General features: G+C 63.1%; 8 protein-coding genes and 1 tRNA gene. 1 reads left to right on the forward strand and 8 read right to left on the reverse strand.

Annotation, left to right across the window (positions count from 1 at the left end; all coding sequences use genetic code 11):
* Positions 1–35: 35 nt before the first annotated feature.
* From EHS19_RS03040 to EHS19_RS03075, 8 genes are all read right to left on the reverse strand, one after another.
* Positions 36–272 carry a hypothetical protein gene (locus tag EHS19_RS03040; RefSeq protein ID WP_151916328.1) on the reverse strand — a complete coding sequence of 79 codons (237 nt, stop codon included), beginning with the start codon at positions 270–272 and terminating at the stop codon, positions 36–38.
* A gap of 1328 nt (positions 273–1600) precedes the next feature.
* Positions 1601–1674 (reverse strand) — tRNA-Lys (locus EHS19_RS03045).
* 498 nt (positions 1675–2172) lie between these two features.
* The gene (locus EHS19_RS03050; RefSeq protein ID WP_175578266.1) at positions 2173–3714 is read right to left on the reverse strand and encodes an MATE family efflux transporter; all 1542 of its coding nucleotides are present in this window, start codon (positions 3712–3714) and stop codon (positions 2173–2175) included.
* 373 nt (positions 3715–4087) lie between these two features.
* A complete protein-coding gene (locus EHS19_RS03055; RefSeq protein WP_151916330.1) occupies positions 4088–5917 on the reverse strand; it encodes a [protein-PII] uridylyltransferase family protein in 1830 nt (609 codons plus the stop codon).
* Positions 5918–6042: 125 nt separating this feature from the next.
* Positions 6043–6381, reverse strand: coding sequence for a P-II family nitrogen regulator (locus tag EHS19_RS03060; protein ID WP_151916331.1), 339 nt, complete (start codon positions 6379–6381; stop codon positions 6043–6045).
* A 1-nt stretch (position 6382) separates the two neighbouring features.
* The gene (locus EHS19_RS03065) at positions 6383–7672 is read right to left on the reverse strand and encodes an ammonium transporter (RefSeq protein ID WP_151916332.1); all 1290 of its coding nucleotides are present in this window, start codon (positions 7670–7672) and stop codon (positions 6383–6385) included.
* Positions 7673–7901: 229 nt separating this feature from the next.
* Positions 7902–9248: a signal recognition particle-docking protein FtsY gene (ftsY, locus tag EHS19_RS03070; protein WP_151916333.1), complete on the reverse strand. Its 1347-nt coding sequence runs from the start codon at positions 9246–9248 to the stop codon at positions 7902–7904.
* Between the two features lie 216 nt (positions 9249–9464).
* Positions 9465–11219 (reverse strand): ABC transporter family substrate-binding protein, encoded by a 1755-nt coding sequence (locus EHS19_RS03075; protein ID WP_151916334.1) that lies wholly within the window; start codon positions 11217–11219, stop codon positions 9465–9467.
* Positions 11220–11529: 310 nt separating this feature from the next.
* Between EHS19_RS03075 and EHS19_RS03080 the strand changes: the two genes are divergently transcribed.
* Positions 11530–12324, forward strand: coding sequence for a TetR/AcrR family transcriptional regulator (locus EHS19_RS03080; protein ID WP_151916367.1), 795 nt, complete (start codon positions 11530–11532; stop codon positions 12322–12324).
* Positions 12325–12346: the final 22 nt, after the last annotated feature.

The following is a 12346-nucleotide window of genomic DNA, read 5'->3' on the forward strand; positions in this document are numbered from 1 at the left end:
CCCTAATCCCCAGCCACGCAAACGCATGCAACCGGTCACAACCCACCGCATGACAAAACCCACAGCCACGCGATCACAAAAAGCCCGTTTTTTGCATCGCGCGGCTGCACGTCTGCCTTCCCGAGCAATCCTTGCGCCGCTCCGGGCTGCTGGCGCAAATATCTTACGAACTTGGGACTGATCTCGAGATTCTCTTGCGCTAACGCCCCCCCCAAGCGCTGCCGCAAGGATTTCTCGAAATCAGGCGTTGTTTCGAGATTCTCTTGCGTCACCAGGCACATCTCGGCCTCTTGGCACAGTCTCTTAGCGCAAGATTTCCGGCGATCTCCCGTATTTCGTTCGCTGGGATGGCGTCAGTGAACATTATTCGGGAATGAGACCCACTTCTCCCGAATGTTGTTCACTGAGCGGCCGGCAGCGAACGAAATTCGGGAGAAGCGGCCCCGATTCCCGAATTTCGATCACTGGAGAACGCCTCGCCGCGCCTTTCACCGTGAATCACATCGTGCTTTTCCCCATCGTGTGCATGGAATGTATGCCGCGTGCACCATCCGTGGGCATCGTGTGCACAGAACGTATGCCATCGGAGGCATCGTGTGCATGCAACGGATGCGTGGAGGCGCAAAACGCGCGCTTCGTGTACGTCGTATGCACACGATCACGTAGACGTACGTTCCATGCACACGATCAGCAGCGTCTTATGTACGCTCCATGCACACAATCAACGGCCCGACACGTCCGGGAGGGCCCCATCATACCCCGTTATGTACGTGCCATGCACACGATGGCTACAGAGGGATGAGAAAAATAGACCGATCTAAAGGAACAGAGAAAGGGACAGAGAAGAGACAGAGAAGAGACAGAGAAGAGATGATAGAGAAGAGACAGACCGAAATAAAGAAAATCGTGCGCGGAGCAGCCCGCAAGTGCAAGAGAATCTCGCGGAAAACCCTCAGTTCGAGAGAGTCTTGCGCCGTCCGCCCCACAAGCGCAAGAGAATCTCGAAACATGGCCCGATCCCGAGAAAACCTTGCGCTAAAGCACTTGCGCTAAAGCAGTGTGCTGTCTCGGGGCATGGTTGCGCTAAAGCAGCGCCCCCTCTCTCATTCCTCTCTAGTGTCCACCATGTAGTGTCCACCATGGTGCCCAACCATCTAACCCACGAAAACAGCAGAAGTCTCAGAAAACGTGTGCCAAGAGGCCGAACTGCAGCCGAACCGCTCAATCATTTGCGAGATGGACCGCCACCATGTCACACACCAACATGTCCACAACACCATCGGCACCCCTGCAATGCGGCATCGCAATGCAACCGTTATGCAACCGCGGCGCCCCCACCGTGCGGAGAACAACCCATGAACAACGCACCATGAACAACCCATGATGTAGGGATCGAAAAACAGCCAAAACCCACAAACCGCGGAAAATGGCCATTCCCGTTCCCTACACCATGGGCCAATCCCTACACCATGCGAAATGATCCCGGAACCCATATCGCCGCGTATCGTCACGACAGTGCAACGCCGCGACGGTACATCACCGCGACGGTATCAACAACGAAAGAGGCCTCGACCGATTTCGATCGAGGCCTCTTGGCAAGTGCCCCCGCAGGGACTCGAACCCTGGACACGCTGATTAAGAGTCAGCTGCTCTAACCAACTGAGCTACGGGGGCGTTGGTTATTTCTTGAGCCAAGTGATTACTATACTCGAGATCGCCCTCACTGCAAACTACGGCGTGTCGCCAATGATTCCAACGATTTGGGCAGCCAACATCAGCCAGCACCACTGGTCCGACTCACAAACAACCAAGGATCTCGCAGCTTTGCCCCCCCACCATCTTCATCATCTCTGCCCCCTCGCCGCGCACACACCGCCTCTTCGCCGCCCGGCACCCTCCTCGCAGCACCGCCCCTTAGCCACACTCTCAGATCAACAGCGTGTCACCGCTCATTAGTTCACATTGGTTGCCAATTGGCAACCAATGTGCCATTGCAATGCACGCATCCGCCCCAGCAGTAGCACCCCGTCTTGCGGTCGTCTAATTTCTCGCGTCAGCAATTCGTCTATGAATTGACTACCACTCAGTCCCGCTTCGCGGCCCAGCTCGATCCGCAATTTCGGACGCGCTGCGCGCGCGGTTTGCTGGCTCGCCGGTCGGCTCGCACAGCACCTACAGACAGCTCCGCTGTCTGCTTAACGGTGCTGTCCACTCATCCGTGCGCACGCGCAGCCCATTGACCAACGCGCGAACGCCCACAAACAGCACATTGATGGCCGTCCACAACACGACCATACGCGCCGTATCATCGACGATCAACCACCCATCAAGCGCGTTGATCACCAGCAACGCCGGCACATAGATCGCAGCCGTGACCGTGCAGCCGACAGCAAGATAGCGGTAGTCCCCGGCACCGATCAGGATGCCATCCAACGCCCACATCCACCCGCCAAGCGGCAGGAAAACCGCCAGAACCAGCATCCCGACGACGACCAATCCGCGAACCGAATCATCCGGACTGAACAAACCGGCGGCAAGCAAGCCAAACGCAGCCAATGCGGCACCGATGCAACACCCGCCGACGGCACCCGCCCGGCCGCACAACCGGGTCATCGAACGCGCGCCAAGCCGTCTGCCCGCCCCCAGTTCGGCGGCAACCAGCGTCTGCCCGGCGATGGCGATCGCGTCAAGCATATTGATCGTGAAATTCCAGCTTGCATTGACCACCTGATAGGCGGCCAGCACACGCGTGCCCATGCTCGCCGCCAGCATCACCGTGCCCACCATCGACACGCGCAATGCGAGCGTGCGCACGAACAGCGGCACGCCGTCGCCGGCCGCATGCGCAATGCCCTGCAATCGCGGCCGCCAGTCAGCTCCAGCCGCGCGCGCCCACCGCAGCGCCGGAATCACCAACGCCACGCCCATGAACCATTGCGCGATCAACGTCGCCGCGCCGGAACCGGCCACACCCCAGCGCAAGCCGAACACGAACAGCACGTCGAGCACCGTATTGAGCGCCGCGCCCGCCACCGCAACGATCAACGTGATACGCATCCGCTGCATGCCCCGAAACACGCCGTTCGCCGCATAAACCAGCAGCATGCCGGGCAAACCGAACACCACGGCACGCAGATAGGCGACGGATGCACCCAATACGCCGAATCCGCCGGCGTTGCCAGCAGTGCCGGAGCCAGCGGTTGCAGCCCCGGCACCACCGGCAACGCCGCCTTCACCACCACCGGCACCACCCGCGCCCAGCGCCACGCACAGCGGCTCCGCAACCGCAAACAGCACAATCGACACGACAATGCCGATGCCGAGCGCAAGCCACAGTCCGCTGATGCCCGCCTCCATGCCTTCGCGCCGCCGCCCGGCACCGATCAGTCGAGCGACCTGCGAGGTGGTGCCGTACGCCAGAAACACGCACAGCCCGACGGCGGTGAGGATGACCGTCGAACCGATCGACAGCCCGGCGAGCGCGGTGCCGCCATCGCCGATGTGTCCGACGATCGCCGTGTCGATGAGGATGAACGCCGGTTCCGCGACCAGCTGTCCGAACGTGGGCAGCGCAAGGGCGACGATCCGCCGGATGGCGCGGCGCTCGGTGGCGGGCACGGCGACGCTTTCGACAGAGGATTCAGCGGGCGCGGCGGCTCTTTCGGCGGCTGACGCGGATTCGGCGGATTCAGATGTCGGTGACGATTGACGCATGGCATCCAGCCTAGCGGCACCCAGTCCAGTGGCGGTCTTGCACATGATTGAGGAATCCGGATGCTATTCTTCCCCGCCGGCTTCGTTGCCGACCCTCATCAGAGAGGCCAACGCCGCTCAATCATTGAAGAGACGGGCCGCAAGACAGGCCACAAGATCAGACATCGAACGCCTATCTCAAAACTGAGAGGCTGATTTCGCGTTCCACGGCAGTCTATCTCAAAACTGAGAGGCTGCGACGACCCAAGACAACCACGTCGCTAGGCCAAAATCGGCTCAGTCTCGGTGAATTACCGGCAGATAACAGCCTCTCAGTTTTGAGATAGACTGCCGTAGACCCTCAAATCAGCCTCTCAGTTTCGAGATAGCGGCCTCACATATGGTGGCATGCGACCGTGTAGACGCCGCGAACGAGCTGCTCGCGCCACGCCGACCACCCGTACTGCTTGGTGATCTGCTCGCCCGCGGTCGCCCCCAGCGACGAACCGTCCGCCCGAGTCAGGTCGAACAGCATGTCGAGCAGCAGCCGGTCGCGCCCGCACCGCCGCGCAAGCTCATCGCCGGTGGACGGATCGTCGGGATTGCGCCCGGTCGCGAACTGCGAGAGCGTCAGATGCTCGCGAACCAGCATGGTCGCCCAGCGCACCACATCCCGGTCGAATCCCATGCGCCGCAATATCACCGGCACATGCCTCGCCCCCTCGGCCGCATGGTCGGCGACGAACGGGCGCTTGCCGATGTCATGCAGCAGACCGGCCAGCAGCAGCGCCGTATAATGCGCATCGTCGTAGCGATTGCCGGTCGCCGCCGACACTCGCTCCAGCCGCGAGACGACCTCCACACTATGCCGATCGATGGTGTAGCGATGCGCCGCCGACGCGCTGGGCCGATTGCGGATGCCAAGCCATTCGGGGATCCACCGGCCCGGAATGTCAACGAAATCGATCTCCTCCCACACGCGCATGAGCTGCGGCCCGCTGGCGAGCAGCCGCACGAACAGGCCGCGAGCCTCGTCGGTCCACGCCGAATCGCGGATCGGGCTACGCTTGAGATTGACGAGCGTGCCCGGATTGATCGGCATGTCGAATTCGGCCGAAGCGGTCGCGGCGCGCAACGGCAGCACGGGATCGCGCGCAGGGTCCACCCCAGGCGCGAGCACGATCTCCCGCTCGTGCGCGACGATGCCCGGCGCAAGCGTCTCGAATTTCGGTGCCTCCCTCTTGCCGCCGGCTCGCGGCGCGAACATCTGGAAGAACGAGAATCGTGGATGCTCGTGCGTCAGCGAGTGTTCGGCGCGCGATGCCGTCGAATCGAGCGAAAAGGCGATCTGCCGACCGATGCGCGCGAGTCTGGTCTGCAAGGTTTCGATCGAGGCGGCTTCGCGCGTCCCCTCCGGCAGCGTCGGGTCGGCAAGGCCGAGCATCGCGGCGACCTTGCTCTGGTAGGGCGGCAACAGCAGATTGGTGTCTTTTCGCGCGACCAAGTGAATGCAGTCGCGCACGTCGAGCAGCGCGTCGAGTGCATCGTCGTAGGCGCCGTGCGGCCGGTCGGCCAGCCAGGAGGCGGCGAGCGCCGACACGAGCACGGCATCGCGCAACCCGCCGCGCGCCTCTTTGATGTCGGGCTGGTTGAGATACGGCATCCGCCCGAAGCGGTTGAGTCGGGACTGTGCCGATTCGAGCAGTTCCGGCAGTCGTTTGCGCGCGGCTTTGCGCCATCGTTCCAGTATGGACGCGGCGGTAGTTTCGATCAGGGCGGTGTCGCCGGCGATCGGCCGCACGTCGAGCCAGCCCATCGCGGCGGGCAGATCGTGGTCGGTGACCGATTCGCATTGCGCGCGCGTGCGCACGGCATGGTCGAGATCGAGGCCGCTGTCCCAGAGCGGATACCACAGTTTGTTGGCCAGTTCGTTGAGTCGCTGATCGCCGATCACCCGCTGATCGACGATGATGACCAGATCGAGATCGGACGACGGACCGATCTGCCCGCGCGCCAACGAGCCGACCGCGGCGAGTCCGATGCCTTCGTCGGGCACGTCGAAACTCACTTCGGCGGCCGCCTGCGACCATAGTTCACGCAGGCACGTCATCGCCAGTTCGGTTCGCGCCTTGCGCTTGGCGCTGCCGTTGCGGTAGACGCCGTCGTCGTCCGGCTGGCTGATGGCGAGGAACCGCTTGTTGAGATGGTCGACTGGCGATGTCATGTGATCCGACCTTTGCTGACAATGCTGGATATAGGATGCTACGGGATACGACTACGGGATATGGCACGACCGCGCATATGAAAGGTCCCCGCACGGCATCGCGGCACGTACGGGGACCTTTCCGATCAGATCGCGGCGGAACCGGTTTCGCCGGTACGCACGCGGGTCACGGAGTCAAGCGGCGCGACCCACACCTTGCCGTCGCCGATCGTGCCGGATGCGGCCGATTTGACGATCACGTTGACCAGCGTTTCGGCATCGGCGTCATCGGACAGCACTTCGATGCGGATCTTGGGAATCAGATCGACGGTGTATTCGGCACCGCGGTAGACCTCGGTGTGCCCGCGCTGGCGACCGTAGCCGTTCGCTTCGGAGACGGTCAGGCCATGCACGCCGGCGGCGGCCAGCGCCTCCTTGACCTCATCGAGCTTATGCGGCTGAATGATTGCGGTGATGAGCTTCATCTCACCTGACCTCCTTGAGGACGGAGCTGGCGGTGCCAGCGAAATCGTATGCGCGCTCGCCCTGATCGGCCAGATCGACGCCGCTGACCTCCTGCGCCTCGGTGACGCGCCAGCCGACAGTCTTCTCCAGAGCGAAGGCGATGATGCCAGTGATCACGGCGGAATAGACGATCGCGACAAGCGCGACCAGCAGCTGAACGACCAGCTGCTTCCAGTCGCCGCCCGCAAGCAGACCTTTGCCTTGGCCGAACAGTCCGATCAGCAGGGTGCCGGTCAGACCGCCGACGCCGTGCACGCCGACCACGTCGAGCGAATCATCATAGCCGAGGCGGAACTTGAGTCCGCATGCGAAGCAGGTGAGCACGCCGGCGATCGCGCCGATCACGATGGCCCACAGCGGCGAGACCACGTCGGCGGCCGGCGTGATCGCGACCAGGCCGGCGACGATGCCGGAGGCGGCACCCATCGCGGTGTAATGGCCGGTGCGCACCTTCTCGGTGAAGCCCCACGCAAGCATGGCCGAAGCGGCGGCGATCGTGGTGCTGACCCACGCGTATCCGGCGACGCCATCCGACTTGAGCGCCGAACCCGCGTTGAAGCCGAACCAGCCGAACCACAGCAGGAAGGCGCCGAGCATCACGAACGGCACGTTGTGCGGGCGAATCGGCTGCACACCGAAGCCCTTGCGGCGACCGATGATCAGCACGATGATGAGCGCCGCGACGGCTGCGTTGATGTGCACGACCGTGCCGCCGGCGAAATCGTGGGCATGCGCGCCGATCGCCTGCGACAGCGCGCCGGTGGGCGACAGCAGGCCGCCGTTCCACACCATGTGCGCCATCGGCGCGTAGCAGAACGTGATCCACAGCGCCACGAAGATCATCCATGTGCTGTACTTGATGCGTTCGGCGAGCGCTCCGGTGATCAGTGCGACGGTGATCATCGCGAACGTGACCTGGAACGCCACGTCGATGCTGCCCGGGTAGCTGTGGTTGCCGAAGCCGCCGGCAGCGGTGAAGACGCCGTTCTGTTCGACGATCTGATCCTTGAGCAGGAACCCGGATGCGGGATCGCCGAAGATGCCGCCGATATCTGAACCGGCGTAGGCGATCGACCAACCCCACAGCACCCAGACGACCGCGGTCACGGACAGCGCCGCGGCAGACAGCATGAGCATGTTGAGCACGGCCTTGGCGCGGACCATGCCGCCGTAGAAGAACGCCACACCGGGCGTCATGAGGAATACCAGGGACGCGGATACAAGTAGCCACGCGGCGTTTCCGGAATCCATCTCTACCTCCCTCTCTGTGTAGAACTGTAGAACTCTGTGTTGAACGCCGTCTTGCGAAACGAAGACGGTGGCAACAGTCTCAGTCAGTATGTGACAGTGAACGCCTCTCGGGTGTACTGCACGTTACGGTACGTTACGACCATGTTAAAGGAACCGGCTGAACGCAGGCGCCGAATGGCCGGGAAACGGTTGCGACGGTTCGCTGGTGAGGGGCGGCTGCGACGGTTCGCTAGGCGAGGATGCCGTCGACGAATCCCTCCGGATCGAAGGGGGCGAGGTCGTCCGGCCCTTCGCCGAGGCCGACGAGCTTGACCGGCACGCCGAGCTCCTTCTGCACGCTGATCACGATGCCGCCCTTCGCGGAGCCGTCGAGCTTGGAGAGCACCACGCCGGTGATGCCGATCGCCTCGGCGAACACCTTGGCCTGGGTCATGCCGTTCTGCCCGGTGGTCGCGTCGAGCACCAGCAGCACTTCGTCCACCGGCAGTTGCTTTTCGGTGACGCGGCGGATCTTGCCGAGCTCGTCCATCAGATTCGCCTTGTTCTGGAGGCGGCCGGCGGTATCGATGATGAGCACGTCGGCGTCGGCCTCCTTGGCGCGGGCGGCGGCCTCGAACGCGACGGACGCGGGGTCGGCGCCGTCCTTGTCGGAGCGGACGACGGGCACGTTGACGCGCGCGCCCCACGTTTCGAGCTGGTCCGCTGCTGCGGCGCGGAACGTGTCGGCGGCGCCCATGACGACCTTCTTGCCGTCGGCGACGAACAGTCGGGCGAGCTTGCCGGCCGTGGTGGTCTTTCCGGTGCCGTTGACGCCGACCATGATGATCACGCCCGGTCGGCTCGCGCCGGGTTTGTCGGCGTTGAGGCGGCGATCCGTGTCGCGGCCGACCATGTCGAGCAGACGTTCCCTGAGTCCGGCGCGCACTTCGGCTGCGTCGGCCTTGCCGGTGATGCGGGCGTCCTTGCGCAGTTCGCTGACCAGCTGCTCGCTGGCCTCGGCGCCGACGTCGGCGAGCAGCAGCGTGTCTTCGACGTCCTCCCAATCGGACTCGGAGAGGTTGTCTTTGCTCAAAATGTTGAATAGCGCCCGACCGAACGGGTTGGAGCTGTTGGCGAGTTTGGCGCGAAGTCGCTGGATGCGCGATCCGCTCGATTCGGGGCGCTCCGGCTTGGCGGGCTGCGGCGCAGGCTGCTGGGTTTGCGCAGGCTGCTGGGGTTGCGATGACTGCGCAGGAGCCGGAGTCTGCTCAGATGCCGGCGACTGCTCGGGTGCCGAGTTGGCCGCCTTCTGCGCAGACGATGCCGGTGATTGCGCAGATTGCGCTGATTTTGCTGATGTGCCGGATGCTTGTGCGACCGGTTCTTCCGCCGTCGCTCCGGTCGATTCGGCACTGCTCGAACCGGCACCGGATGCCGCCGACGACACCGATGATGAAACCGACGGCGACGCGACTGATGCTGCGTCTGACGCGGCATCGCTCCCCTTCGCGCGACCGCGCGCTATACCCCAAACAACCAGTGCGGCGATCACCACGACGGCGACGGCCACAATGCCGATAATCACATTCGTATCCATGTGATCAAGCCTAAAAACCGCAACGGACAGCGCCGCCCGCACCATGCGGTCACGTGGCGCGGGTTCGGTCACAGGGAGCGGGGGTGGTCACAGGGAGCGGGGCGCACCCTGTGACCACACCGCAAAAACCTTGGTTTTACAACGTTTTTAACACCCGGTCACGTGGCGCGGGGCGCGCCCTGTGACCACACCCGCGCCACGTGACCGGGCAGCAGCTCACTTCTGCCAGCCGATGTCCTCGACGTGCTGCTCGATGCTCGCGAATCCGCACGGACCGAAGTTCGCCAGGCCCTTGCGCACTGCGGTGTAGTCGGGCTCGACCACGGTCGGATACTGACCATACAGGGCCATTGCCGAAGCCTCGGCCTTGTTCGCCACCTTGATGGCGTCGGTCATGTTCTCGATGTTTCCCGGCTCATTGAGCAGCTTGTCGGTGGCGGCGTCACCGATGTAGCTGTAGTTGGACGGCGAATCGGAGCCATAGATCTGATACAGCGACGTGGCGTATCCGAACGGATCGGACGCACCCCACGCCATCGGCAGCACGTCGTAGGCGCCGTTCTGCACGATCTCGGACGACTTGGAGGACGCCTCCGCCTTGATGTCGATCTTGATGCCGGCCTTCTTCATCATGCTCTGGTAGGCCTTGGCGGAATTGGTCTTGATCGCATCGCTGCCGAACATCGTGTAGCCGACGGTCAGCGTCTTGCCGTCCTTCTGATAGTAGCCGTCGGAGCCCATCGTGTAGCCGGCGTCCTCCAGCGTCTTCTTGGCCGCATCGACGCTGAACGCCGACTCCTTCGGACGGTTGTCCGCATACCCCTTCTGGAACGGGTAGAGGATCAGCGAGCCCGGCTCGACCGGCTTCCAGTCGATGCCCTGATAGCGGATCTGCGTCCACACATTGCCGTCGAAGGCCTGGGTGAGCGCCTTGCGCACCGCCTTGTCGGACAGCGTCGACGACTTTGTGTTGTAGATCAGGAAGTCGGTGGTCAGGGTGTATCCGATGCGCAGCTGCACGTCCTTCATGCCGCGCACCGCCTTGAGCTTGTCCTGCGAGGCGACGCCGCCGCCCATGCTGGCGTTGGCGCCGATCAGATCGACTTCGCCGTTGCGGAACGCGTTGATCGTGGCGTTGTCGGTCATCGAGATGAATTCCACGGTGTCGAGCTTCGGCTTGTTGCCCCACCACTTGGGGTTGGCCTTGAAGACGACCTTGTTCTCGTCATGCGAATCGACGACGTACGGACCGGCCGACCACTCGTTGTGCGGCTCGTTGACCCATCCCTGGTTGAAGGTCTTCTCATCGGCGGCCTTCGGGTTGACGAGGTTGGGGAACAGGGTCTGGTACGGGTAGAACGGCTTCGAGAACGTGACCTTCACCTGCTGGTCGTTGTCGCCCTTTTCGACCTTGCTGATCTGATCGTAGCCGGCGGTGGTGGCGGCCACGTAGCCGCCCTTGCCGCTCATCGCCTTTGCGGTGGCCTCGAATGCGGTCCAATCGATCGGCGTGCCGTCGTTCCACTTCGCCTTCGGGTTGATATCGTACTGCACGACCTGCGGGTCCTTGCTGATGACCTTCGCGTCCACCAGATAGTCGGGATTCGGCGTCGGCGTGCCGTCAACCGCGTAATCCCAAAGATGCGGCTGGTAGTAGTACCAGAAGCGGCCGATGCTGGCGTTGTTGCCGTCGGCGTTCATGAAGTTCCAGTTTTCGCCGATCGTGCTGGTGGGCACGCGCAGGGTGCCACCGTCCTTGATGTTGTCGCGCGGCTGGGGGTTGTCGTAGCGCTTGGTGGGATCCGGCGTCGGCAAAGCGCCCTGATACGTCGACGGGATGCCTTCGCTCGGCTCCTCGGTGATGGTCTGCTGTGATCCGTTCGTCGACGCTCCGCCGCATGCCGACACCATCGCCATGGAGGCGACGAGAGCCGTCAATGCGGTCAGGCGCGCAGCTATTCGATTACGCATTCTGTCATTCCTCTCACTCACTGCCGTTCGCGGTAGGACCGGATGTTTCAGTCCCGCCGTCCGCGGCATCAGCACCGCCGCATCGGGCGACTGCGATCACGTCGTGATCGAACTGATTGTGATCACGCGAATCGCAGAAACCCTGTGCAGCGCACCTCGGAACATGGTAGATGCTTCGGCGGCGAGCGGTTCCGCAGTGTTCACTAATCGTCATGACTGTTTACCCGCCCGTAACATACCGGAATCCGACCGTCGCCGCCGAGTCGGCAGCGCCGCCACTACACTGGAGCGCATGGGAAATTCTTCACGCATGACTTCGCTCCAACGCCGCGAACAGCTCATCCGCATCGGCCGCGCCCTGTTCGCGTCCAAGGGATTCGAGGCGGTGAGCGTGGAGGAGATCGCCTCGAACGCGAAGGTGAGCAAGCCGATCGTCTACGAGCATTTCGGCGGCAAGGAGGGGCTCTACGCCGTGATCGTCGATCGCGAGATGCAGACGCTGACGAACGTGCTGACGGCCACGCTGTCCGACCCGGACATGCATCCGCGGCAGATCGTCGAACGGGCGGCGCTTGCGCTGCTCACCTACATCGAGGAGAACAAGGACGGGTTCCAAGTGCTGGTGCGCGATTCGCCGAGCACCGATCCGGCCGGATCGTTCAGCTCGCTGCTCGGCGACATCTCGCTGCGCGTCGAGGATCTGCTCACGGCCGCGTTCAAACGACAGCGATTGTCGGCGAAGGGCGTGCCGTACTATGCGCAGATGCTCGTCGGCATGACCGTGTTCACCGGGCAGTACTGGGCGGACCGGCCGAAGGTCAGCAAGGAGCAGCTCGCCGCATACATCGTCGATCTGGCATGGCACGGCCTGTCGCGCTTGGATTCCAAGCCGACGTTGTGTTTCGAGGGGCGACGTTCCAAATCGGATCGGGCACCCTACCCGCAAGGTGCGATCGCCACGGAACGCACCGAGACGACCGCCGAGGAGCGTATCGAAGAGCCAGCCGAATCATCAACCGAAACACCACCCGACATGACGGCAACCCCAGCGGCGACCGCCATCGATGATGCCAACGACAACAGCCGCATCGCAACCGATGCCTAGCGTGCCGCGTCAGAAATTCGTT

This window comes from Bifidobacterium jacchi (assembly GCF_009078285.1).
Classification (GTDB): domain Bacteria; phylum Actinomycetota; class Actinomycetes; order Actinomycetales; family Bifidobacteriaceae; genus Bifidobacterium; species Bifidobacterium jacchi.

Bases quoted from the DNA above. Each gene is read 5' to 3' on its own strand.
- EHS19_RS03065 (WP_151916332.1), bottom strand. From the start codon at position 7,672: ATGGATTCCGGAAACGCCGCGTGGCTACTTGTATCCGCGTCCCTGGTA.
- EHS19_RS03055 (WP_151916330.1), bottom strand. From the start codon at position 5,917: ATGACATCGCCAGTCGACCATCTCAACAAGCGGTTCCTCGCCATCAGC.
- EHS19_RS03060 (WP_151916331.1), bottom strand. From the start codon at position 6,381: ATGAAGCTCATCACCGCAATCATTCAGCCGCATAAGCTCGATGAGGTC.
- EHS19_RS03050 (WP_175578266.1), bottom strand. From the start codon at position 3,714: ATGCGTCAATCGTCACCGACATCTGAATCCGCCGAATCCGCGTCAGCC.
- ftsY (WP_151916333.1), bottom strand. From the start codon at position 9,248: ATGGATACGAATGTGATTATCGGCATTGTGGCCGTCGCCGTCGTGGTG.
- EHS19_RS03080 (WP_151916367.1), top strand. From the start codon at position 11,530: ATGACTTCGCTCCAACGCCGCGAACAGCTCATCCGCATCGGCCGCGCC.
- EHS19_RS03075 (WP_151916334.1), bottom strand. From the start codon at position 11,219: ATGCGTAATCGAATAGCTGCGCGCCTGACCGCATTGACGGCTCTCGTC.